The organism is Paenibacillus sp. GM1FR (assembly GCF_002803315.1).
Taxonomy (GTDB): Bacteria; Bacillota; Bacilli; order Paenibacillales; family Paenibacillaceae; genus Paenibacillus; species Paenibacillus amylolyticus.
In genome coordinates, this window is sequence record NZ_MKZL01000011.1 from 195,638 (window position 1) to 219,148 (window position 23,511).

Annotated in this window: 23 protein-coding genes and 1 other annotated feature; of the genes, 21 read left to right on the forward strand and 2 right to left on the reverse strand. The window is 46.0% G+C overall.

Going from position 1 to position 23,511, the window contains the following annotated elements:
* The first annotated feature begins 12 nt into the window (after positions 1-12).
* The 13 genes from ftsZ to PAEAM_RS06885 all read left to right on the forward strand — a co-directional run bounded on the left by ftsZ (position 13) and on the right by PAEAM_RS06885 (position 13,091).
* Positions 13-1,128 carry a cell division protein FtsZ gene (gene ftsZ / locus PAEAM_RS06820; protein WP_017687306.1) on the forward strand — a complete coding sequence of 372 codons (1,116 nt, stop codon included), beginning with the start codon at positions 13-15 and terminating at the stop codon, positions 1,126-1,128.
* Between the two features lie 260 nt (positions 1,129-1,388).
* Entirely contained in the window at positions 1,389-2,369 is a 981-nt protein-coding gene (gene spoIIGA / locus PAEAM_RS06825; RefSeq protein WP_091014080.1) for a sigma-E processing peptidase SpoIIGA, read from the forward strand.
* An 11-nt stretch (positions 2,370-2,380) separates the two neighbouring features.
* Positions 2,381-3,103 carry an RNA polymerase sporulation sigma factor SigE gene (sigE, locus tag PAEAM_RS06830; RefSeq protein WP_017687308.1) on the forward strand — a complete coding sequence of 241 codons (723 nt, stop codon included), beginning with the start codon at positions 2,381-2,383 and terminating at the stop codon, positions 3,101-3,103.
* A 111-nt stretch (positions 3,104-3,214) separates the two neighbouring features.
* Entirely contained in the window at positions 3,215-3,997 is a 783-nt protein-coding gene (gene sigG, locus PAEAM_RS06835; protein ID WP_017687309.1) for an RNA polymerase sporulation sigma factor SigG, read from the forward strand.
* 174 nt (positions 3,998-4,171) lie between these two features.
* Positions 4,172-4,564 (forward strand): YlmC/YmxH family sporulation protein, encoded by a 393-nt coding sequence (locus tag PAEAM_RS06840; protein WP_017687310.1) that lies wholly within the window; start codon positions 4,172-4,174, stop codon positions 4,562-4,564.
* A gap of 51 nt (positions 4,565-4,615) precedes the next feature.
* The gene (gene pgeF / locus PAEAM_RS06845) at positions 4,616-5,515 is read left to right on the forward strand and encodes a peptidoglycan editing factor PgeF (RefSeq protein ID WP_100527063.1); all 900 of its coding nucleotides are present in this window, start codon (positions 4,616-4,618) and stop codon (positions 5,513-5,515) included.
* A 6-nt stretch (positions 5,516-5,521) separates the two neighbouring features.
* Positions 5,522-6,223, forward strand: coding sequence for a YggS family pyridoxal phosphate-dependent enzyme (locus PAEAM_RS06850; RefSeq protein ID WP_100527064.1), 702 nt, complete (start codon positions 5,522-5,524; stop codon positions 6,221-6,223).
* Positions 6,214-6,681, forward strand: a complete 468-nt coding sequence (locus PAEAM_RS06855) for a cell division protein SepF (protein ID WP_017687313.1) — start codon at positions 6,214-6,216, stop codon at positions 6,679-6,681. Before PAEAM_RS06850 ends, PAEAM_RS06855 begins: the two co-directional genes overlap by 10 nt.
* A 7-nt stretch (positions 6,682-6,688) precedes the next feature.
* Positions 6,689-6,958 carry a YggT family protein gene (locus tag PAEAM_RS06860; RefSeq protein WP_036674839.1) on the forward strand — a complete coding sequence of 90 codons (270 nt, stop codon included), beginning with the start codon at positions 6,689-6,691 and terminating at the stop codon, positions 6,956-6,958.
* A gap of 199 nt (positions 6,959-7,157) precedes the next feature.
* On the forward strand, positions 7,158-7,940 hold the full coding sequence (locus PAEAM_RS06865) for a YlmH family RNA-binding protein (protein ID WP_036614847.1): 783 nt from the start codon (positions 7,158-7,160) through the stop codon (positions 7,938-7,940).
* A gap of 240 nt (positions 7,941-8,180) precedes the next feature.
* The gene (locus tag PAEAM_RS06870; protein ID WP_017687316.1) at positions 8,181-8,690 is read left to right on the forward strand and encodes a DivIVA domain-containing protein; all 510 of its coding nucleotides are present in this window, start codon (positions 8,181-8,183) and stop codon (positions 8,688-8,690) included.
* Between the two features lie 57 nt (positions 8,691-8,747).
* Positions 8,748-9,040 (forward strand) — a binding site (T-box leader).
* A gap of 427 nt (positions 9,041-9,467) precedes the next feature.
* A complete protein-coding gene (gene ileS / locus PAEAM_RS06880) occupies positions 9,468-12,566 on the forward strand; it encodes an isoleucine--tRNA ligase (RefSeq protein ID WP_100527066.1) in 3,099 nt (1,032 codons plus the stop codon).
* 165 nt (positions 12,567-12,731) lie between these two features.
* Positions 12,732-13,091 carry a DUF5665 domain-containing protein gene (locus PAEAM_RS06885; protein WP_036674841.1) on the forward strand — a complete coding sequence of 120 codons (360 nt, stop codon included), beginning with the start codon at positions 12,732-12,734 and terminating at the stop codon, positions 13,089-13,091.
* A gap of 41 nt (positions 13,092-13,132) precedes the next feature.
* Here PAEAM_RS06885 and PAEAM_RS06890 read toward each other — a convergent pair whose 3' ends face one another.
* Positions 13,133-13,870, reverse strand: coding sequence for a TraR/DksA C4-type zinc finger protein (locus tag PAEAM_RS06890; RefSeq protein WP_100527067.1), 738 nt, complete (start codon positions 13,868-13,870; stop codon positions 13,133-13,135).
* A gap of 221 nt (positions 13,871-14,091) precedes the next feature.
* Here PAEAM_RS06890 and lspA point away from each other — a divergent pair, with 221 nt between their 5' ends.
* From lspA to PAEAM_RS06930, 8 genes are all read left to right on the forward strand, one after another.
* On the forward strand, positions 14,092-14,586 hold the full coding sequence (lspA, locus tag PAEAM_RS06895) for a signal peptidase II (protein WP_017687321.1): 495 nt from the start codon (positions 14,092-14,094) through the stop codon (positions 14,584-14,586).
* Complete coding sequence (locus tag PAEAM_RS06900; RefSeq protein ID WP_406881114.1) at positions 14,579-15,541, forward strand: RluA family pseudouridine synthase; 963 nt, start codon at positions 14,579-14,581, stop codon at positions 15,539-15,541. Before lspA ends, PAEAM_RS06900 begins: the two co-directional genes overlap by 8 nt.
* A gap of 110 nt (positions 15,542-15,651) precedes the next feature.
* Entirely contained in the window at positions 15,652-16,905 is a 1,254-nt protein-coding gene (locus tag PAEAM_RS06905; protein WP_036674844.1) for an LL-diaminopimelate aminotransferase, read from the forward strand.
* 203 nt (positions 16,906-17,108) lie between these two features.
* The gene (locus PAEAM_RS06910) at positions 17,109-17,999 is read left to right on the forward strand and encodes a decaprenyl-phosphate phosphoribosyltransferase (RefSeq protein ID WP_100527638.1); all 891 of its coding nucleotides are present in this window, start codon (positions 17,109-17,111) and stop codon (positions 17,997-17,999) included.
* 18 nt (positions 18,000-18,017) lie between these two features.
* Entirely contained in the window at positions 18,018-18,650 is a 633-nt protein-coding gene (locus PAEAM_RS06915; protein WP_036614827.1) for an HAD-IB family hydrolase, read from the forward strand.
* A gap of 26 nt (positions 18,651-18,676) precedes the next feature.
* Positions 18,677-18,967, forward strand: a complete 291-nt coding sequence (locus PAEAM_RS06920) for an EamA family transporter (protein ID WP_197997836.1) — start codon at positions 18,677-18,679, stop codon at positions 18,965-18,967.
* Positions 18,954-19,274, forward strand: a complete 321-nt coding sequence (locus PAEAM_RS06925) for an EamA family transporter (RefSeq protein ID WP_235431595.1) — start codon at positions 18,954-18,956, stop codon at positions 19,272-19,274. The genes PAEAM_RS06920 and PAEAM_RS06925 overlap by 14 nt, the downstream gene beginning before the upstream one ends.
* A gap of 31 nt (positions 19,275-19,305) precedes the next feature.
* On the forward strand, positions 19,306-20,610 hold the full coding sequence (locus tag PAEAM_RS06930; RefSeq protein WP_100527069.1) for a DUF6080 domain-containing protein: 1,305 nt from the start codon (positions 19,306-19,308) through the stop codon (positions 20,608-20,610).
* A gap of 97 nt (positions 20,611-20,707) precedes the next feature.
* Here the strand turns inward: PAEAM_RS06930 and PAEAM_RS06935 are convergent, their stop codons facing one another.
* Entirely contained in the window at positions 20,708-23,383 is a 2,676-nt protein-coding gene (locus PAEAM_RS06935) for a YhgE/Pip domain-containing protein (protein WP_100527070.1), read from the reverse strand.
* Positions 23,384-23,511: the final 128 nt, after the last annotated feature.

Genomic DNA, 23,511 nt, shown 5'->3' on the forward strand with positions numbered 1-23,511 from the left:
AGATGGAATAATATGTTGGAATTTGATTTCGAGATGGAGAGCTTGGCTCAAATTAAAGTCATCGGTGTAGGCGGCGGCGGAAGCAATGCAGTCAACCGTATGATTGAAAATGGTGTACAAGGTGTTGAATTTATTACGGTGAATACGGATGCTCAGGCGTTACACCTGGCGAAATCCGAGCATAAATTGCAAATCGGTGATAAATTGACTCGTGGTCTTGGTGCTGGCGCCAACCCGGATGTAGGTAAAAAAGCAGCGGAAGAGTCCCGCGATCTGATCATGAACACGTTGAAAGGTGCAGACATGGTATTTGTTACAGCCGGTATGGGCGGTGGTACAGGTACAGGTGCGGCTCCGGTTATTGCCGAAATCGCTAAAGAGTGTGGTGCACTTACCGTTGGTGTCGTAACTCGTCCATTTACATTTGAAGGACGCAAGCGTTCCAGCCATGCAGAGCAAGGTATTGAAGCTCTCAAGGAAAAAGTCGACACACTGATCGTGATTCCTAATGATCGTTTGCTCGAAATCGTAGACAAAAAGACTCCTATGCTTGAAGCATTCCGTCAAGCGGATAACGTACTTCGTCAAGCTGTACAAGGTATCTCTGATTTGATCGCTGTACCGGGTCTAATCAACCTTGACTTTGCTGACGTCAAAACGATTATGCACGAACGTGGTTCAGCCCTTATGGGGATTGGTGAATCAACTGGTGAGAATCGTGCCGCAGAAGCAGCACGGAAAGCCATTATGAGTCCTTTGCTGGAAACTTCTATTGAAGGTGCTCGCGGCGTAATCATGAATATTACGGGTGGCGTTAATCTGTCCCTGTATGAAGTGAACGAAGCGGCAGAGATCGTAACTTCTGCTTCCGACCCGGAAGTGAATATGATCTTTGGTGCCATCATTGACGAAGACCTGAAAGAGGAGATTAAGGTTACGGTTATTGCAACCGGTTTTGAAGATAAACCTGCTCCACCACCACCAGGACGTAAGCCAGCTCCAGCAACAGCGGAGACGACGGATACGCGTTCGCCGAACCTGCGTCCTTTCGGAAATCAGCCGAGCAATGATCAGCTGGACATTCCGACATTTTTACGCAATCGTTCACGCAATAATAACAACGATTAATACGCAAATCAATTTATTGGAAACCCGGTACTCCTTATGGAGCGACCGGGTTTTTTTGTTTATTTAGATATCATAGCATACAGCAATGAACAAATTCTGAACAAAGGGCCTGAGCAATTCCGACAAAAAAAGTTGGAACCACACCCCCATGATTAGACAGACTTTGAACAGGGGGCTCCGTATACTTGTGAATATGCTCATGAATATCAGGATATCGGGTACCGGTATTTCGATATGTTGCGCGCAGGCAGGTGAAGACTTTGGTTGTTTATGTGGATCTGATTTTTTTGACAAACCTGTGTATTGACGGTGCACTCATCGGAATGACCGCCTGGATGCGCAAGACAAAGCTGGTTTGGTGGCGATGGTTGCTGTCAGCCATTGTGGGTGCATTATACGTGGTCATGATGTTTGTACCGGAGTTTGATTTTATGTTCACCTTTCTGATCAAGTTCGGGTTCTCGCTGGTCATGCTTACGATTGCTTTTGGTTTTAAAGGTCTGCAGGCTTTTGCGAGGACGCTCGGTACCTTCTATGTGATTAATTTTGTCGCTGCCGGAGGTATTCTGGGTGTGCATTACATGCTTCAGAGCTCCGGTGAGTTGTTTAACGGCATTTGGTTCACGGCTTCTGGCGGTATGTCATTTGATCTGAAAATTGCTTTCTGGTTCACGTTTATCGTATTTTTTGCTGTCCTGTTTTTATTCAAAGCTGTGCAGAGCTCAAAACGGAAAACGGATCGCATGACGACCTATTTGGGTAAAGTTGAGGTCTGCATCGATGAGGTGGTCATTTCTTGTACAGGCCTTCTGGATACGGGCAATCAACTTACAGATCCCTTATCGCGCATGCCGGTCATGGTGATGGAGGTTTCGTTATGGCAAGACATGTTACCCGCTTCATGGAAGGGTAGACTCAAGGACGAGGCGCCGGACAACCTTATTCTGGAGCTTGATCAGGAAAGTTTTCAGTGGCAGGATCGACTGCGGCTGGTGCCTTATCGGGGCATTAACAAAGGGACTGCGTTTATGCTGGCAATGAAGCCGGACCGGGTGAAGGTGACGATGGAGGAAACATGTTATGAGACGACAAGGGTACTTATTGGGCTGGATGGAGGTGTTTTGTCGTCGGATGGGAAATACCAGGCCGTGATTCATCCTGAACTTGTGCAAGACGCTGCTTCTGCGCAGTCTACGGCTCTCTCTGCGGGAGCAACAGAAAAGCCGCTGAATGTGGTATAGGAGGAACGTACATGCTTGTGAAATGGAAACTGGTGGCGCAGCTGCAATATTACCGTCTGTTATTTTTATTGGGACTCAAAAGCGAAGAGATCTATTATATTGGGGGAAGTGAGGCACTTCCGCCGCCTTTGACAAGGGAAGAGGAAGAATTTTTGTTGCAAAAATTATCCTCGGGAGACTCGGCCATTCGCGCGATGCTCATTGAGCGCAACCTGCGTCTGGTAGTGTACATTGCACGAAAGTTTGAAAACACAGGAATCAATATTGAGGATTTGGTCTCCATTGGAGCTATCGGATTGATTAAGGCAGTTAATACATTTGACCCGGAAAAGAAAATCAAACTGGCAACCTATGCTTCACGTTGTATCGAAAATGAAATTTTGATGTACCTGAGACGTAATAGTAAGATCCGAACTGAAGTTTCTTTTGATGAACCGCTCAACATTGATTGGGATGGAAATGAACTATTATTATCCGATGTATTGGGTACAGAAAACGATACAATCTATCGGAATATTGAAGAGCAGGTAGACCGGAAACTTTTGCACAAGGCACTGGAAAAATTAACGGAGCGCGAGCGAATGATTATGGAGCTTCGTTTTGGCCTGACGGATGGGGAAGAAAAGACACAAAAAGATGTAGCCGATCTCCTCGGAATCTCCCAATCCTACATCTCTCGACTCGAAAAAAGAATCATTAAAAGACTTCGCAAGGAGTTCAATAAAATGGTCTGAAATACATCATTGGTCAGAATGGGTATTACTGGCAAGGGTGCCAAGTACGAATAAAAAAGCCTGCCCCGGAGATAATGTACATTAATGTTTCTCCTTGGGAGGTAAATCACGATGACCCGAAACAAAGTCGAGATTTGTGGCGTGGACACCGCAAAATTGCCTGTCCTCACCAACACTGAAATGCGGGAATTGTTTCATTCCCTTCAGCAACACCATGATCGCTCAGCAAGAGAGAAATTAGTGAATGGCAACCTGCGTCTGGTACTCAGTGTCATTCAGCGTTTTAACAATCGGGGGGAGTTTGTCGATGATCTGTTCCAGGTTGGTTGCATCGGCCTGATGAAAGCCATTGATAATTTTGATTTATCCCAGAATGTCAAATTTTCAACCTACGCGGTGCCGATGATTATCGGTGAAATCCGTCGATACCTGCGTGATAATAACCCAATTCGGGTATCTCGCTCCTTGAGGGACATTGCTTATAAAGCACTTCAGGTCCGTGACAGCCTGACGAATAAAAACTCCCGGGAACCGACGATATTCGAAATTGCGGAAGTACTGAATGTGCCGAAGGAAGATGTTGTTTTTGCATTGGACGCCATTCAGGACCCGGTCTCGCTCTTCGAACCGATTTATCATGATGGTGGAGATCCGATCTATGTTATGGATCAGATCAGCGATGACAGAAACAAAGATGTTTCATGGATCGAGGAAATTGCACTTCGTGAAGCGATGCATCGTCTTGGTCAGCGGGAAAAAATGATTCTGTCGATGCGGTTTTTCGAAGGGAAAACCCAGATGGAAGTGGCTGATGAAATTGGCATTTCCCAGGCTCAGGTATCACGTCTGGAGAAATCAGCGATACAGCAGATGCAAAAACATGTAAAGTCATAACACGATGCAAAGGCAGAAGGACGATCAATCGGGGCAGTGTATACCGTTGGTCGTCTTTTTGTTTTGGACCGTTTCCACATTCGATGAAAAACAGGACATTTTTCGCCCCTGAAACATATATTGTATAGAAGCGTGAAGAACGGGCAGAAGAGGAATAACAGGGGGCGGGAATGAATGAAAGTAAATACGAGCGAAGTAGCGGCACGAGGCATGAAAATCTCGGACTTTCAGACAAAGGATGTCATTAACATTACGGATGGTAAACGCCTCGGTCAGATCAGTGATTTGGAGCTGGATCTGAAGCAGGGACGAATTGAAGCGATTGTTGTGCCAGGGTACAGCCGTTTTATGGGTCTTTTTGGCGGGGGAACGGATCTGGTGATTCCCTGGAGAAACATTGTGAAGATTGGTTCAGATGTGATACTGGTGAAGATGGATGAGGTGAAGGAAAATACGTATGACGAGCGTGATCGCGAAGCGCGCCTGTATGATGAACAGCAGCATAACCGCACAGAGCGAGTGGAACGCATTGAACGGTCGGAACGTAATCAGCGTCGAACGATATAAATGAGACAGAATGTGGCTCATTTGGTACACTGGAAGTGGTGAGGTGAGATAATGGAACCCTTTGTATTGGATAAAGAATTACTTGAACGGACCAAGAACCCAAATTCAGATTTCGGTCCTGATCCGTTATTATTATATGTTGAGCCTTGGACACAGCAATTTGAACAGCTGTCAGTCGGGTTTACGACGAGGCATGGTGGAGTTGGAAAAGTTCCGTATGCTACGCTCAATTGTGCTTATCATGTGGGGGATGACCCTGAAGTTGTACTTAACAACCGCAGGCTTGTAACCGAGAAGCTTGGCTTTGCAGCAGAAGCATGGACCTGTGGAGAGCAGGTGCATGGCAAACATGTGGCTGTAATTACCGCTGAAGATCGGAGCAGAGGATTACTTGATCGTCAATCTGCGTTGCAGGATACGGATGGCTTGGTCACGAATGCGCCTGGTGTGCTGTTGACTTCTTTCTACGCAGACTGTGTTCCGCTTTATTTCTATGACCCTGTGCAGCAGGCGGTAGGTCTTGCTCATGCCGGCTGGAAAGGTACAGTCGCGGGTATCGCTGTATCCATGGTGGAGACGATGGAACGGGAGTATGGCAGCCGTAGGCAGGACATTCGAGCTGCAATCGGTCCGTCGATTGGGGATTGCTGTTATGAAGTGGATGAGGCGGTCATGCAGCATGTACGGGTTTGGTTTGATGATTCCCCGGTTAATGATAAATACAAGGATTCTGCTTCTAAACAAGCATATCGAGCCGTGAATAACGGTAAAACGATGTTAAACTTGAAAGAATGTAATCGACACATTATGATGAAAGCAGGAATAATGCCGGATCATATCGAATGTACAACATGGTGTACAAGTTGTCATCCCGAACTATTTTTCTCCTATCGGAAGGAAAATGGTGTTACAGGGCGGATGGCGAGCTGGATTGGGCTGGAAGAGAGGTGACCCTCTGTGTCATTGGAGGAGCGTATACAACAGGTAAATCAGAAGATCGAGGATGCATGTCGGCGCAGTAACCGTCATCGTGATGATGTGAATGTGATTGCGGTCACGAAATATGTCTCACTTGAAACAACGGGATCGGTGCTGGATCATGGTCTTGAGCATATTGGAGAAAATCGGTGGCAGGATGCACAGGCCAAATGGGAAGCTTTTGGTCAGCAGGGTACCTGGCACTTTATCGGTCATTTGCAGACAAACAAGGTGAAAGACGTGATTGGCAAGTTTCGTTACATCCATTCACTGGATCGTTTGTCATTGGCGAAGGAGTTGGATATAAAAGCAGCTTCACTTGGCATCCAAGTGGAAACGTTTTTGCAGGTGAATATTTCGGGTGAAGAGAGCAAGTATGGATTACAGCCTGAACAGGCAAGTTCTTTTTTGCGTGATATTCGTTCGTTCAACAATCTCAAGGTCGTTGGCCTAATGACTATGGCACCTCATGAGGAAGATCCGGAGCTGACGCGTCCCGTATTTCGTGGATTGCGTGAGCTGAGAGATCAATTGAATGGACAAGCCCTTACAGCAGAACCATTGACTGAACTGTCGATGGGGATGTCCAATGATTTTGAAGTGGCCATTGAAGAAGGTGCAACCTGGGTACGGCTAGGATCGATTCTCGTAGGAAAAGAGGAGGGTTCACGATGGGCGTAATGAATAAATTTATGAATTTCCTCGGACTTCAGGAAGAGGAAGAGATTGTGGAACGTGAACGAATGGCTGCGCAGGAGGAAAATGAATCTGAACATCAGGAAGCTGAAACCTCCAGTCTCGATAAACGTAGAAACCAAAGGGGGAATAATGTGGTGAGCATTCATTCCCAGAAAAATGTTAAAGTTGTCCTGTATGAACCGCGTTCTTATGACGAGGCTCAGGAAATTGCCGACCATCTGCGTTCGCATCGTACCGTTGTGGTGAATCTGCAACGAATTCGCCAGGACCAAGCGCTGCGCGTTATTGATTTTTTGAGTGGCACGGTATATGCATTGGGTGGCGGTATTTCCAAAATCGGCGGAAACATTTTTCTCTGTACGCCAGATACGGTTGAAATTCAGGGATCAATTACGGAAATACTGGCTGACAGCGAGCAAGATTATAACAGAATGAGGTGAGCCACTTTTGTATCAGATTGAAAGCGTGTTGTACACGTTATACCAGATTTACTTTTACATGGTCATTGTCTACATATTGATGTCTTGGCTTCCCAATGCGCGGGAAAGCTTCATCGGTGAATGGCTGGGCAAATTAGTGGAACCATATTTAAGACCGTTTCGCCGATTTATACCGCCTTTGTTCGGTGTGCTGGATATTTCCCCGATTGTCGCGCTGATCGTTCTGCAACTTGCGCTTAATGGGCTGATCTCCATACTCCGGTATTTTGCATATTAGAGGTTGTTCAAAAAGTCCGCTTTTGATTACGAAGGATGCCTAGTGGCATCGTCAGCATCGAATATGGAATTCAGCCGAAATGTCCGTTGCTCACGTAGTTTTTTCTACGCTCCGCTACTCCATTTCTAGCTTTATCCCATCTTCTCGGTACTGAAAACCGGTCTTTTTGAACACGGACTATTAGGGTAGGGTGACATAGATGAGCGGTGAAATTTACGAACATTTTAGCCATGATGAGCGGGATTTTGTAGATAAGGCTTCGGATTGGGTTGAGCAGGCGGGTAAGTATCATGACATGAAGCTAACTGACTTTCTTGATCCAAGACAGGTTTTTATATTACAGACTCTTGCCAATCGCCGTAACGACGTTCAGATTCGTCTGGATGGTGGTTACGAGGCTGCTGAACGCAAGCGTGCGCTGGTTGCACCTGATTATATGTATCTGGATGATGAGGATATGGGTATGCAGGTGCTCAGTATTACGTCTGATGATCAGAAAATCTCGGAGCTGGAGCATGGGGACTATATGGGTTCCCTGCTCGGGCTTGGGATGAAACGTGGAAAGATCGGGGATATCCAAGTGCTGGAGGACGGTTGCCATACAGTGGTGGCGGCGGAAACCGGCGCTTTTTTATCGCTTCAACTGAATCAGGTGCATCGGTTACATGTGTTCACAGAGTTACTTCCTTTGGATCAGATGCGATGGTCAGAGAGTAAACTGGAGACGATGGACATTACGGTCGCTTCGCTTCGTTTGGATGGAATCTGCGCAGATGTGTATCGGCTTAGTCGCAGTAAAGTGCTGGCTCCGATCAAAGCTGGTCGCTGCCGTGTGAACTGGAAAGTTGAGGAAGATCCCTCCAAATCGCTAAAAGCGGGTGATGTCGTATCCATTCAGGGATTTGGCCGTTTCAAGGTTATGGAACAGGATGGGATGACCAAAAAAGGGCGTTGCCGAGTGAAAATCGGCAAATTTGCCTGAGTCTGTTGCAGGAAAATCCGCTTTCTTGTCGAAATGTTTATCATAAAGGTGTAGAAAATACGCGGTGTATCCGATAAACATTAAGTCAAAGCTTTACATGAACGTTGGAGGATGCAATTCTGATCCTGCATTCCGTATACGTTGCCAAGGTTAGGCATCAACGATACGGCCCCTTGGGTGGTACCCATATGCTGCAAACCTTCTCTGGACGGGAAGGAACTTTAACAGGAGGTGGACAGCATGCCATTAACGCCGCTGGACATACACAACAAGGAATTTTCCCGACGTTTGCGCGGGTATGACGAGGATGAAGTCAATGAATTCCTGGATCAAGTCATCAAAGATTACGAAGGCGTCATTCGCGAGAACAAAGAGCTGAGCAATCAGTTGCTGTCCGTTCAGGAGAAACTGGATCATTTTTCTACAATTGAAGAGACGCTTAGCAAAACGATTATCATTGCGCAGGAAGCTGCTGATGATGTGAAGGGTAATGCGAAGAAAGAAGCGCAGTTGATCGTGAAGGAAGCAGAGAAAAATGCAGACCGGATCGTGAACGAATCGTTGGGCAAATCTCGCAAAATTGCTTTGGAAGTGGAAGAACTGAAAAAGCAGGCCTCGATTTATCGTGCCCGTTTCCGCACGCTTGTTGAAGCGCAGCTTGAACTGTTGACTCAGGATGGTTGGGAAGTGCTGGAGAGCCGGGAGCAGGAAGTGCGTGACCGTGAGCGGGAGATGAAAGAAATTTATTAGTCTGTCGCCTGGTTGACTTTTGTCTGCAAAGAGGCTATAACTATATTCATAATGAATAGTGATTCCATGACGGGTTCAGTACGTTATGATCTCATCCCTCAGAGAGTTGGTGGTTGGTGCAAACCAATGGATGAGTTATAGCCGAATATCTCCCCGGAGAAGTGACGCTGAAGCGGTGATTATGATTGCCGTGTGTAAGCCGAACCGTAAGCCGTACGTTATAACGGCACCCTGCAGTAGTTTAGCGGGGCATAAGCGCTGTTGATGACAGAGCATACCTAGGTTTGCCTGGATGTGGTTTGTGATGAACAGAATTAGGGTGGTAACGCGAGTATAGCCTCGTCCCTTTCCAGGGACGGGGCTTTTTTGTGTCCAAAAAAGGCGAACGTCCATGAGGCCCGAAAGGACCTCAAGGAGAGAGCCACCTGCCGGGAAAGCAAAGCACCCGGCACACGGGTTTCGCTAAGGCGAACGCCCATGAGGCCCGCAGGGACCTCAGGGAGAGAGCCGCCCGCCCGGGAAAGCAAAGCGCCCGGCAACACCCGCCTCGCGGTAAGGCCATGCGGCGTTCGCGCAGGGAACAGCCGCAAAATGGCCGCCACTACGCACATCCACCCCTCGCCCATAAGCGCCACCGTTCCCCCAACGACAACCCATCCCGGGTGTCCAGAGGGCGGAGCGCCTATGGGGTCCCCCTTGTCAAGGGGGATTTAGGGGGATTGAAACGCTTTTTGTGGACGGTCCACAATCCAACCAAAGAAAGGGAAGATAATGATCATGCAACGAGTTGACGTTAAAGAGAAGGCACGTGCCAGAGAATTACGCGTGTTAGATAAATGGAAAACGGAGAATACATTCAAAAGATCCATCGAAAACCGTGAGGGCAAGCCAAACTTCGTATTTTATGAAGGGCCGCCTACAGCAAACGGTAAACCGCATATCGGTCACGTACTGGGACGGGTAATCAAGGATTTTGTTGGACGGTATAACACGATGAAGGGTTACCGTGTCGTTCGTAAAGCAGGTTGGGATACACATGGTCTGCCTGTAGAACTGGGTGTACAGAAGAAGCTTGGCATCTCCCACAAGTGGGAGATCGAAGATTACGGCGTGGAGAAATTCATTAACGAATGTAAAGCGAGCGTATTCGAATACGAGCAACAATGGCGTGATCTGACAGAAGGTATCGGATATTGGACAGACATGGATAACCCGTATATCACCCTTGATAACAACTACATCGAGAGTGTATGGAACATCCTGGCGACGATCCACGAGAAAGGATTGCTGTATCGTGGTCATCGTGTGAGCCCGTATTGTCCATCTTGTCAGACAACACTGAGTTCCCATGAAGTTGCACAAGGGTACAAAGACGTCAAAGATCTGAGTGCTACAGCGAAATTCAAACTGAATGACAGCGGAGAATTTGTACTGGCTTGGACGACAACACCTTGGACACTGCCTTCACACGTCGCACTTGCCGTGAATCCGGATATGGACTACTCCCGTGTTCGTCAAGGTGATGAAGTGTACATCATGGCAACCAATCTGGTTGAAAAAGTGATGAAAGATACCAAAGGTGAGTATGAGATCATTGGTGCACTGAAAGGTGCCGATTTGGTTGGCAAAACGTATGATCCTCCGTTCAACTACGTACAGGCTGAGAAAGCCAACATCATTCTGGGTGCAAGCTTTGTAACGGATGCAAGTGGTACGGGTATCGTACACATGGCTCCTGCCCATGGTGAAGATGACTACCGTGTATGCCGTGAGAATGGGATCAGCTTTGTGAACATGGTGGACTTGGAAGGTAAATTTGTCGCTGAGGTTACTGACTTTGCCGGACGTTTCGTGAAGGATTGTGATATTGATATCGTAAGATATCTGTCTGAGCATGGACGTTTGTTCAGCAAAGAAAAATATGAGCACAGCTATCCGTTCTGCTGGCGTTGTGATACACCGCTTCTGTACTATGCAATGGACAGTTGGTTTATCCAAACAACAGCCATCAAGGACCAATTGATTGCCAACAACAGTGAAGTGGATTGGTACCCCGGTCACGTTCGTGAAGGTCGCTTCGGGAAATTCCTTGAGGATCTGGTGGATTGGAATATCAGCCGTGATCGTTATTGGGGAACTCCGCTGAACATCTGGGTGTGTGAGGAGACTGGCGAACAATTTGCACCACACAGCATTGCAGAATTGCGTGCTCGTGCGGTAGGTGATGTGCCAGAGAATCTTGAATTGCATAAACCATATGTGGATGACGTTAAAGTCATGAGCTCTTGTGGCAAATATGAGATGAAACGTACACCGGAAGTGATCGATGTCTGGTTCGACAGCGGCTCCATGCCGTTTGCCCAGCAGCACTATCCATTTGAAAATAAAGAAGTATTCGAACAGCAGTACCCTGCGGATATGATCTGTGAAGGGATTGACCAGACACGTGGCTGGTTCTACAGCTTGCTGGCGGTTTCCACCCTTTTGACAGGCAAAGCGCCTTACAAAGCGGTTATGGCTACAGGACACGTTCTTGACGAGAACGGACAGAAGATGTCCAAATCCAAAGGTAACGTTATCGATCCTTGGGAAGTAATTGAAGAATACGGTACAGATGCATTCCGCTGGGCTTTGTTGTCTGACAGTGCACCGTGGAACAGCAAACGTTTCTCCAAAGGTATCGTAGGGGAAGCCAAATCCAAAATGGTGGATACGCTGGTTAACACCCATGCATTCCTGACGCTTTATGCTACCATTGATGGATTTGATCCACAGGAGCACCCGTTCCAACTGTCCGCACACAAGCTGGATCGCTGGATTCTGTCGAGACTGAACAGCCTGATCCTGGTTGTAGAAAAGGCATTGCTGGTTAACGACTATCTGAACTCTTCCAAAGCGATTGAAGCATTTGTTGATGAGTTGAGTAACTGGTATATCCGTCGTTCCCGTGACCGCTTCTGGGGAAGTGGCCTGACAGAAGATAAACTGGACGCTTACCGTACATTGACCGAAGTACTGGTGACTACCGCGAAGTTGGTTGCTCCGTTCACACCAATGCTGGCAGAAGACATCTATCTGAACCTTGCAACAGGCGAGAGTGTGCACATGGAAGACTATCCGGTAGCTAATGAAGCGCTGATTGATGCAGGACTGGAACAGGATATGGAGACGGCTCGCCGCGTGGTTGAACTTGCCCGTAACGTTCGTAACGAAACAGGCATCAAGACACGTCAGCCACTGTCCGAATTGATCGTTTCACTCGATAAAGGGTTTGACCTGGCAAGTTATGAAGAGATCATCAAAGAAGAGATCAATGTAAAAGGAATCCGTACGGAGCATAATGATGCGGAATTCGTTGACTTTACATTGAAGCTGAACCTGAAGGTTGCAGGTAAGAAATACGGTAAAAACGTAGGGTTCCTGCAAAACTTCTTCAAGGGAATGTCAGCCGATGAGACGCGTAAAGTGGTTTCGGAAGGTGTACTGAACATCGTTTCACCGGAAGGCGAAGAGCTGCAAGTAACGAGCGAAGAATTATTGGTTGATAAACAGGCCAAATCAGGTTTTGCTTCGGCATCAGGTTACGGTCTGACGGTTGCGCTGAATACCGAAATCACGGTAGCCTTGGAACAGGAAGGTTGGGTCCGTGAAGTGGTTCGTGCTGTGCAGGATACCCGGAAACGTCTGGACCTGCCGATTGAGAAAAGAGTACGTTTGACACTGGATGTGGATGCATCCCTTCAGGAAGCTATTCAGGCGTTTGATGATGTGTTGCGTGAAAATGTTCTCGTAACCGAAGTGACATTTGGCTCGAATGAGTCCATGGAACGCGTTGAAGCCGGAGGCAAATCGATCGGTATTTACATCGAAGCGTAATTCGGAGCATGTCCCATCCAATTAGGACAGAATAGAGAGTATAAACAAACGAGCCGCAGAGGCAGGGACATATTCCCTGTATCTGGGCTCGTTTGTTTTTTAAACAAAAAGGCAATGATTCTATAGTGCAGTCAATCTATATTGATCAAAGGAACTGACCAAAACATGAGCGAACATGACAAGCAAACCGCATCCACTTCACAACAACCAACATCAGATAATCTCAATTCCCATGACAAAATTGAAGAGTTACATACCCTGACGAACCGTCTGGCGAATGAACTGGAACGTTCCAGGATTGCGCAATACACAGAATTGCTGAACAGGCCATGGAAACTGATTGGATTGAACCTGTTGTCTGGAGCCGCACGAGGTGTGGGGATTGCGATTGGGTTTACCTTTTTCGCAGCAACGATTATTTACGTTTTGCAGCTACTTGGGGCGCTCAATCTTCCCATTGTTGGAGATTACATCGCTGATATTGTGCGCATTGTCCAGCGCCAACTTGATATGAACACATACTAAGCGATCAGCAGCGTTTAAAGGTGAAAGATATCAAAGTGCTTTTAGTAAATGTCATCCGTCTCCATATCCGGTTCTAACAGACCATCGCCTTCACGGTTCTCCAGGTACTGGCGATATTGCCGATTGCGCACGATGGAGACGTCATGACCATAGATGTCCGTGGCAACAAAGCTTTCGTACGCTTCAACGCAGCCTTCCACTTCATCGGTAGCTTCAATCGCCATAACATCATAGCTGTCGATATCGCGTCCTTCAGCCATGGCAGGTGAGTTCGATGTGCCCCAGCTTTCAACAATCTGCCAGGTGTCTTCACCATCGAAGCCATTTTGATCATCACGCTCGTCCAGACTGGTTCGACCAAATGCCGGGGCGAGGAATTCTTCCTCTACAGGACGGTTCTCAGAGACAACGGTTTCCGGTTGATGTTTTTTGCAGTATTTGGTGTAGGGAACAGCTTCCATGCGTTCAAAAGGGATGGGTTGCTGACAGACCGCACATGTACCGTAATGTCCTTCTTCGATGGAGTGCAGTGCAGAATCGATTCGTTCCAATTGGAATTCATCATGTTCCAGCAGGGAAATATCTTTCTCGCGTTCATACACCTCCGTAGCTATGTCGCCAGGATGGTTATCAATTGGTGATAATTCACCTGTCTGTAGTTTAAGGGAATCTCCAAGGCCATAATGCTCGTTTTCCGAAAGTCTATGTTCAATATCGCGCTTATCGGACATCAGTTGGGAACGTAGAGATTGTAGTTGTTTGTTAGTAAAATGTGACATGATTTTCCCCTTTCTGCTTTCATGCTGGAATCCGGATTTTGACTCTATTGTAGGATGTGCCACTGAGGGCAAGATTACAGAAGGGAAATGTTATCGTTTTTGCCATAAGCGTTGCGATGTAGCACGTCGTGGACGATTTCCAAACAGCTGTGCTACAATAAACAAGTCTGGCGTAAGCCTGGTATCGTTTGGAAAAGACAAGAACGGAGTGACAAACAAACGTGGTGTATTATATCCTTGCTTTTATCGTATTTTTATTGGATCAGGGAACCAAGTATCTGATTGCAACCCGGATGGAACTCAGAGAAGAAATTCCGGTCATCGGCAATTTCTTTGTCATCACATCACATCGTAACTCAGGAGCAGCTTTTGGCATTCTGCAAGACCAGCGTTGGTTCTTTATCGTGGTTACGTTGATTGTTGTCGTTGCCTTGATTTGGTATTTGCAAAAGGTAAAAGATACCCCGCACAAATTGCTGCCTGTGGCGCTTAGTTTGGTGCTTGGTGGAGCAATTGGCAACTTCCTTGACCGGGCATTGACCGGAGAAGTTGTAGATTTTGTACAACTTAATTTTGGAAGTTATACGTTTCCCATTTTTAACATCGCCGATTCGGCAATCTGCATCGGTGTAGGGTTGATCATAGTGGAGACATTGCTTGAAGGACGGCGCGAAAAAGCAGCCGCGAAGATTGAAGGGAATGAACATCATGAGTAATCCGAATAAGGAACAGATTAACGACGAAGAACTAATGAATGGCAATGAACGTATGGAATGGACCGTTGCCGCTGAACATAAAAAAGAACGAATTGACAAATATATTACGGAAGCCGTGGATAACGTATCTCGCTCCCAAGTTCAATTGTGGATCGGAGACGGGATGGTTACTGTAAATGGTGCTGTTGTCAAAGCCAATGCCAAGTTATCCGAAGGTGATCTGATTGAACTACAGATTCCTGAACCGGCTGCCGTTGAGATCGTTGCCGAAGATATTCCGCTGGAAGTGGTATATGAAGACAGCGACCTGATCGTGATTAACAAACAGCGTGGTCTTGTGGTGCATCCGGCACCAGGACATACGTCGGGTACCCTCGTTAATGCACTTATGCATCACTGCAAAGACCTCTCGGGTATTAATGGAGAGTTGCGCCCGGGTATTGTGCACCGTATCGATAAGGATACATCCGGCCTGATCATGGCTGCCAAGAACGATCGTGCTCATGCATCACTGGCTGCTCAGTTGAAGGAACATACGGTGAATAGACGGTATATTGCGCTTGTTCATGGTCATCTTAATCATGATCAAGGGACCATTGATGCACCAATTGGACGAGATACCAATGACCGCAAAATGTATACGGTAACAGAACGTAACAGTAAACATGCCGTTACTCATTTTACCGTTACAGAGCGAATTAATGATTACACCTTGCTGGAATTGAAACTGGAGACAGGACGTACTCACCAGATTCGGGTTCACATGAAATTTATCGGTCACCCGCTTGTAGGAGATCCAACTTATGGACGGAATAAAGGCATCAAAATGCAAGGACAGGCTCTTCATGCGGCCATTCTTGGATTTGTGCATCCAACAACGGGAGAATACCTTGAATTTTCAGCTCCGATTCCGCAAGATATGGAAGACGTGCTTGCCTCGCTGCGCAGTCGTTAACAGTTCCAAGAAAGTACAAATGTTCGGATACTTTGTCCATGGCTTTGATCACGCAAATGCTTCATATTAAAGTGTAGAAATTTGCGTCAAATGAGGAGATGAACAACGTTATGAGTATCGATAAATATCAAGAAACTTACATTCAGACTAATTTTGCCGACCGTATCGGTGGCTCCAACTATGGTAAAGACACGAACATTTATAAATTCGAGAAAATCAAACGTGCCAAAGCTTCGGCCAAAAAAGATTTTCCCGATGTGGAACTGATCGACCTTGGTGTAGGTGAACCGGACGAAATGGCGGATGCAGGCATTGTAGCTGCACTTGCAGAAGAAGCTTCCAGACCTGAGAACCGTGGTTATGCCGATAATGGTATTCCTGAATTCAAGGCTGCTGCTGCTTCTTACCTGAAAAACGTATTCAACGTAGAAGGTATCGATGCAGATACTGAGATCGTACACTCCATTGGTTCCAAACCGGCTTTGGCTATGATGCCTTCATGCTTCATCAATCCGGGTGATGTGACAATCATGACCGTTCCAGGTTACCCGGTTATGGGTACACATACGAAGTATCTGGGTGGAGAAGTGTTCAACATCCAATTGACGAAAGAGAACAACTTCTTGCCTGATCTGACGGCTATCCCGGAAGACATCGCAAAACGTGCGAAGTTGCTCTACCTGAACTATCCGAACAACCCAACAGGCGCAAGCGCGACGGTGGAGTTCTTCACTGAAGTTGTGGAATGGGCTAAGAAATATAATGTTGTGGTTGTACATGATGCTCCATATGCAGCATTGACGTATGATGGCAAAAAACCGTTCAGCTTTCTCTCGGTACCTGGTGCGAAGGATGTCGGCGTAGAGCTGCACTCTCTGTCCAAGTCCTACAACATGACAGGTTGGAGAATCGGATTTGTAGCGGGTAACCCGCTTGTAGTCAAAGCATTCAGTGATGTGAAGGACAACAATGACTCCGGTCAGTTTATCGCGATTCAAAAGGCTGCTGCTTATGGATTGAATCACCCTGAGATCACGGAAAAAATTGCAGAGAAATATTCCCGTCGTCACGACATGCTCGTTGCCGCATTGAACGAACTGGGCTTCCAGGCTGAAAAACCTAAAGGTTCATTCTTCCTGTATGTAGAAGCACCAAAAGGTGTGGTTGGCGGACGTCGCTTTGAATCCGGCGAAGATTTCTCCCAATTCCTGATCCGTGAGAAACTGATCTCATCCGTACCTTGGGATGATGCCGGTAACTTTGTTCGTTTCTCCGTAACCTTTGAAGCGAAGGGTGAAGAGGAAGAGAAACGTGTTATTGCTGAGATCAAACGTCGTCTGAGCGACGTACAATTTGAATTTTAATCGTAGTACCCAATAGTTAAATCATGTACTAAAGAAGAGACCGGAAACGGTCTCTTTTTTTATGCCCATATTAGAATTTTTTCATTTACTCCCTTTACAAAATTATACAAGCAACATATGATTAGATCTTTACGTTATTTCTTATATACAGAAGTTGTTGTTGAAGGGAGTTATTACAATTGTTATCATCACGAACAAGTACTGTGTCCTCACGGGCTACAGGAACAGGCAGTACAGTGTCAGGATTAATCAGATTGTTAAGACCCAAACAGTGGACTAAAAATCTGCTGTTATTTGCTGCGTTACTATTCTCTTTTGAGGAGATTCGGACTGAAACCATTCTTGCGACGTTGCTTGGTTTTATTCTATTTAGCCTTGTTGCAGGCTGTGTGTATATTTTAAATGACTTTGTAGACCGGGACAGGGATCGACAGCATCCGGTGAAAAAGTATCGTCCTATGGCTTCTGGGCAGGTGAATCCGAGTCATGCTTTGTTGTTTGGCATTATTCTATTAATCCTTTCCGTAGGAACGGCCTTCATGATGAACCCTCTATTCGGGGTGTTATGTATCGTCTATTTCCTGTTGAATGTATCGTATTCATTTGTGCTGAAACATCTCGTTATCCTGGATATGATGACCATTGCAGCCGGCTTTGTACTTCGTGCCATTGCAGGTGGTGTGCTGATCCATGTGCCATTCACACCGTGGTTTTTGATCTGTACCATGCTGTTGTCGTTGTTTTTGGCCATTGGAAAACGCAGAAATGAACTCACGTTGCTTGAGGGAAATACGGGATCACATCGTAAGGTTTTGGATAACTACTCCATTACATTACTGGATCAATTCAATACAATTGTGACGACAGCTACGATTATCAGTTATTCCCTGTTCACATTCACTTCAGATCGAACCATTCATCTCATGTGGACGATTCCATTGGTCATTTACGGCATGTTCCGTTACCTGTATCTGATCCACATGAAGAACCAGGGAGGTTCGCCCGATCGTGTGCTGTTTGAGGACAAGCCTATATTAATTACGGTTATGTTGTATGTGATAAGTGTTGTTACAATCTTTGCAATCTTTGAATAAAGGCTGAGGGGGATCAGGGTGAAAAGCACGAAAGTCGCAATTTTTGATATTGATAAAACGATCATACGCAGTGATTCCATGTTTCAATTTGTGCATTACGGTGTTCGCCGTTACCCGTGGCAGGTATGGAGATTACCTGTCATTGCATTACATACCGTGTTATTCAAGGCAGGCTTCATGACGGTTGAACAAGTCAAACGATCCTACTTTCAAGAAATTGAGCGTATGTCTGAAAAAGATCTCGAACATTTCTTTGATACTCGCTTGCGTACGTCCATTTTTGCCGAGGCCAGTGTAGAGATGCAACATCGCAAAGAAGCAGGGTATCATGTCTTGCTAGTAACTGCATCTCCGCATGCCTATATGAAATACTTTAATAATTTTCCCTGGGTGGATCATGTAATTGGAACTGAACTTGTCCGTCATGAGAATGGTTACACATGCAGAGTTGATGGCAGCAATTGCAAAGGGGAAGAGAAGGTACGCCGAATTCAGGCTTATCTGAGTGAGAAGAATATGGTCATTGATTATGACCAGTCATGTTCCTACTCGGACTCCTTATCCGACCTTCCAGTCATGCAACTTGTAAGTCAACGATACTTTATTAACAAGCGTGTTCCGGACATGGAGGCATTAACGTGGGGGAAATAAAATCGCGTCATACTGGTAAATGGTTGATGCTCGTTTCCGCTTTTCTGACAGCAACGGGTCAATTGTTCTGGAAATGGGGACTAACCGAGTGGATTTACCTGGGTGTTGGTTTTCTGTGTTATGGACTTGGAGCGATTTTGATGATTAAAGCTTTTGCTCTGGAAAAACTCTCTGTTGCTTATCCTCTGATGTGTGCTAGTTACGTATTTGCCTTAATCTATGGATATTTTTTGCTTGGAGAAGAAATTACGGTGCAGAAGCTGGCAGCAGTTGTGTTGCTTGGAATCGGGGTGACATTAACCAGTGTTGATCGATAGCTGGATGGTTGCCGTATTAATTGTCATGACGTTGTGTGGTGCACTGGGCGGGGCCGGACTGAAAGCTTATGCTTCCAGTCGCAATCGTCTGCATGTACTCATGGGACTTGGATTCTACGGAACGGGTGCGTTGCTGAATATTGTATTGCTGAAGTTTCTTCCATTAACCGTAGTGTTGCCTGCGAACGCATTAACATATGTCTGGACTCTCATCATAGCGCGGTTGATATTTAAAGAGACCGTGGGCCCTTTACGCTGGATAGGCGTGGCATGTATTATGGGTGGCCTATGTTTATTGGTATTTTAGAACTTAATTAATCAGGATGTGAAATGAAAGCATGAACTTTTTAGATTACTTATTTTATAATCGCAGAGCCAACTGGACAGCCTTTTACCTGTTTGCGGGATTTGCTCTGTTTTATGGTTTAATGAACGGCTCGTATGTTCTGTACATTGAAAATAATGCAGAGATGCTTGGGGCGTATAGCCCTTTTAATACAACGCTGTTTCCAATCAATTTATTCAACTTTGATCCTTCAATGTATTATGGGGACAACAGTTCTTCCGTGATCCATCCGCTGATTTCCTTTCTCGCTGTCACCCTTGCGGCTGTAGCGAAACTGCTGGGAGGCAACTGGTTCTTTCTAATCCTGCAATCGCTGGTGAATGCGGGTTCGGTGGTGCTGGCGTATCTGTTCCTGAGTCAAAAAGAAGATAAACCGACCATCGTACCGCTACTGTTTGCCTTATTGTTTGGTTTCAGTTCCTACTTAATGTTTACTGCATTGATCCCGGATTCGTATCCTTATGTACAGTTCGTTATTCTGTTGTCGGTGGTTTACATGCAGTATACTCGTGAGCGTCAGGACGTACGTTATGTACCCAATGCATTGCTTGCATCGATTAACTTTGGACTAACCTCGACCAATATCGTACCATTTGCTGCTGCCACATTCTTCAATATGCATGCATGGCGCAATAAGGCGAATTTGAAAAAATACATCGGTATCATGGCATTGGCGGTTCTGATCATCGTCGTATTAACTGGCATTCAGTATGTTGCCTTTGGAGGTCGCAGCTGGGTTAGTAACTGGCTGTTGGGCATTCAAAATGGTGGAACCAGCTATGCAACGCCATTCCAGTTCGCTGTTCATTGGAAAGCATTGAACATGCTAACGTTAAATCCGATGCTGACACCGAAGATGCATTTACTGGACCCGGGCATGGCAGCCTTTGTTACGGATCTATCTCGTTCCAATCCAATCTATGTGCAGATGACAGGTATCTTTATTTTACTACTGGCATTCATGGGCTTCATTAAGGGCATTCGTGAAAGTGAAGTATGGACCCTTGTGCCATATATTCTGTTTGCCTTTTTGCTTCATGTCGTCGTGGGCTTTGGCCTGGCTGTATTTCAATATGATATGTACCTGTATGCGGGGCATTATCTGTTTGCGTTTTTCCTATTGGGTGGAGGTTTCGTCATCAGCCTTCGTCCGGGATTGGGGAAAAAAGTGGTTATAGGCTTGATCATGTTATGTGTTATCGTTACGGCAAGTAACAACATCTATCGCCATGTAGAAACATTAACAACAATCAAACAATCCTATAATCAGTTGGAACAGGAACGCTCAGTGAAATAGTCAAATAGTAAATGTATCGATTCATATAATGAAACGAGAAAAGGCCATTGGATGGAAAGTCCAATGGCCTTTTCTTATTTAGTGTTGAGCAAATGAGTTAAGCAATAATTTTGGTCTTCTTGGCATTCTCGGCTGAACGTTTGGTGAGACTGCTGAGTGGACGTTTCAAAGCGAGAGCAACAATGAGACTCAGCGCGATGAACATACACAACCACAGAATATCCTTGATGGCAGTAGACCACAATATGCCGCCGACCGACTCACGCAGCAGACTGATCGCATACGTGAAGGGCATGAACGGATTCAATGCTTGGAAAAAGGGTGATGTCATGCTGATTGGGAACGTACCGCCGGAGCTGGAGAACTGGAACACCATGAAGATAATGGCGATCCCTTTTCCGATATTTCCAAATACGGACAGCAGCGTGTACGTTATAGTGACAAATACGGCACTCACCAGCATGGCAAACAGGACAAACCACAGTTTATCTGCGACATAGGTACCCAGGATTAAAATATCTCCCAGGGTGACACATATCGCCTGAAGTAACCCAATGGTCAGAAAAGTAGCGAGACGTCCAAGATACAATTCATATCCCCGGAACTTGCCCTCTGGATTCTCAGCTTCGGCACGAAGCAGAGAAATCAGCAGCGTTGAGCCAACCCACAAGGACAGCACGCCATAAAATGGTGACATGGCCGATCCATAATTCGGAATTGGGTAAAGCTGTTGTTCTTTGATTTGCCCGGGACTCGAAAGGAAAGCACTCTCTTCCTCAATGTCGCCGCGCAGAAGCTTGGCAAGTTCGGCAAACTGGTTATTACCTTCAACTTCCCTGAGCTTGTCCGCAGTCTTGCTGATGGCACTTTCCAATGCTGGCAGATCATCACGTACCAGCGCGGCAACACGGTGAACTCCTTTTTCGACCTCCGGCAGCTGATTCTGTACAAAATCGGATGCCTTGCCTATCTGTTTCTCGGCAGTAGGCAGATCATTACGAACAAAATCAGCTGCTTCGTTCAGTTTGTTTCCCAGCTTGGGCAGATCGTTTCGAATTAATGAAGACACTGTGTTCAGAGCTTGGATAAAACCTTCACTTTTGTTCGCGAGTGTCTCTGATATCCCATGGATCTTAGATTGTATTTGAGGCAGTTCGCTCTGGATTTTTGTCAACTCGGCCTGCCCAAACGTAATTCCTTCTTTGGCTGATGCAAGAATGTCCGCAATATCCGGAATACGATCTTTTGCTCCTTGCAGAGTTTCTGCTGAAGTGGAGAGGGTAGACCTGAGCTTATCCGCACCAGCTGTAAGTGCAGGCGATATTTCACTTTCATAGGCGTTTAAGATATTGCCAATCCCGCTGCTGATGTCCTTCGAGAGAGTATTTAACTGAGCGATGACATCTGTTGGTGGAGTTGTATTACGACGCATGGCATCACTGATGATGCCAGCCAAGTGGATCTGCAACTGAAGTTTATCTGAGATGGAGTTCAGTTGTGTGATTTTATCGGCAAGTGGTTGGCTTGGAAGCAAGTTATTGATGTTGCCCAGTAGTTCTGCCATACTGTCCACGAGTTTTACCGCAACCCCTAAACGTGAAGCAATCCGGTCGAGATCTTCTACTGTAGGAAGGTTATTAAGATCCGAATTTTGCAATTGTGCAAATACGTCTCCTGCAGCGTTAGTAATCTGCTGCACCAGCAGCAGATTTTGGCGGATCGTCGGGCCAATTGTCTGAAACGCTTCTTCACTGGAATCCACGAACTGATTTAATCCCTCTGCAAGCTCAATCCCGTTGTCAGCGATTTGTGATACTTTGTCCAAATCTTGCTCTGCTGCCGTTACGATAGACAGAGCTTTGTTGGTTTTATCCAGCGCCGTTTGGATGACATCTGCTACCTGGCCAAAGTTTTCATCCACTTCTCGAATGCGTTCTACCGCTTTTTGTATATCCGGTATCCGCCCTTGAATAGCCAGCACTTCGGAAGCCGCATCATTAATTTGTGGCCAATACTCCTGCACCTTGAGCACATACTGTGCTGCTTCATTGATTTCAGGCAGTTTTTTCTCGATTTCAACGATCTTTTGAGCATCTTTTACAATCTCAGGCATGGCTTTTTCTACTTCCAGAACCTTTTGACCAGCGGCTTGAATAGCCGGAAGATTTTTCTCCAGCGTAAAAATGCCATTCTCCATCTTGCGCAATGTTGGAAGCTGGGAATTAATCTCAACCCCGGCTTCATTCAACTTGGTTAGAACGGCCTCACTGACGGCTTCAGTGAAATTTTCATTGATTTGTGTTGTTATGGCAGATACACCAGAGCCTGTGATTTTAGGAGCAATGGCATTTACCTTTTCATTAACGGTATAGATTACCTCTGGGCGTTCCAGCTTTCCGTCAACGATACCTGTAATTTTGGACGAAAAGTCTCCGGGAATGAGCAGGCTGGCATAATATTCTCCTGTTTGTACCCCCCGACTAGCCTCAGCTCGATCTACAAAAGTCCAGCCCAGCTTTTCGTTGTTTTTGAGGCTGGATACCAGTTCGTCTCCGATATTAACATGGGTTCCTTCAACAGTCGCACCCTTGTCCTCAGTTGTCACCGCAATTTTGATCCCCTGGGTATTACTGTATGGGTCCCAGACGGACTTCACGTTGACCCAGTCATACACCCCGGGCAGTAGAATAATAGCCACAATTAGAAATATACCTGTGGGAACCTTCAGGATATGCAACCAGTCTGTTTTGTAAACGTGCCATATGTGACGCATGACTTCCTCCTAAATGTACATAAATGTAGGGCGTAACTTATTTCTATGTCGTAAATTTGTGAATCTTATGTATATCGGCATTATTGCAGTATCTAATAATGGGTTCATGTTTATAAACTGTACCCATT

What these genes read in the sequence shown, in the direction of transcription:
- ftsZ (WP_017687306.1), top strand. Translation starts at nt 13, where the DNA reads ATGTTGGAATTTGATTTCGAGATGGAGAGCTTGGCTCAAATTAAAGTC.
- sigE (WP_017687308.1), top strand. Translation starts at nt 2,381, where the DNA reads ATGCTTGTGAAATGGAAACTGGTGGCGCAGCTGCAATATTACCGTCTG.
- sigG (WP_017687309.1), top strand. Translation starts at nt 3,215, where the DNA reads ATGACCCGAAACAAAGTCGAGATTTGTGGCGTGGACACCGCAAAATTG.
- PAEAM_RS06840 (WP_017687310.1), top strand. Translation starts at nt 4,172, where the DNA reads ATGAAAGTAAATACGAGCGAAGTAGCGGCACGAGGCATGAAAATCTCG.
- pgeF (WP_100527063.1), top strand. Translation starts at nt 4,616, where the DNA reads ATGGAACCCTTTGTATTGGATAAAGAATTACTTGAACGGACCAAGAAC.
- PAEAM_RS06855 (WP_017687313.1), top strand. Translation starts at nt 6,214, where the DNA reads ATGGGCGTAATGAATAAATTTATGAATTTCCTCGGACTTCAGGAAGAG.
- PAEAM_RS06865 (WP_036614847.1), top strand. Translation starts at nt 7,158, where the DNA reads ATGAGCGGTGAAATTTACGAACATTTTAGCCATGATGAGCGGGATTTT.
- PAEAM_RS06870 (WP_017687316.1), top strand. Translation starts at nt 8,181, where the DNA reads ATGCCATTAACGCCGCTGGACATACACAACAAGGAATTTTCCCGACGT.
- ileS (WP_100527066.1), top strand. Translation starts at nt 9,468, where the DNA reads ATGCAACGAGTTGACGTTAAAGAGAAGGCACGTGCCAGAGAATTACGC.
- PAEAM_RS06885 (WP_036674841.1), top strand. Translation starts at nt 12,732, where the DNA reads ATGAGCGAACATGACAAGCAAACCGCATCCACTTCACAACAACCAACA.
- PAEAM_RS06890 (WP_100527067.1), bottom strand. Translation starts at nt 13,870, where the DNA reads ATGTCACATTTTACTAACAAACAACTACAATCTCTACGTTCCCAACTG.
- PAEAM_RS06900 (WP_406881114.1), top strand. Translation starts at nt 14,579, where the DNA reads ATGAGTAATCCGAATAAGGAACAGATTAACGACGAAGAACTAATGAAT.
- PAEAM_RS06905 (WP_036674844.1), top strand. Translation starts at nt 15,652, where the DNA reads ATGAGTATCGATAAATATCAAGAAACTTACATTCAGACTAATTTTGCC.
- PAEAM_RS06920 (WP_197997836.1), top strand. Translation starts at nt 18,677, where the DNA reads ATGCTCGTTTCCGCTTTTCTGACAGCAACGGGTCAATTGTTCTGGAAA.
- PAEAM_RS06930 (WP_100527069.1), top strand. Translation starts at nt 19,306, where the DNA reads ATGAACTTTTTAGATTACTTATTTTATAATCGCAGAGCCAACTGGACA.
- PAEAM_RS06935 (WP_100527070.1), bottom strand. Translation starts at nt 23,383, where the DNA reads ATGCGTCACATATGGCACGTTTACAAAACAGACTGGTTGCATATCCTG.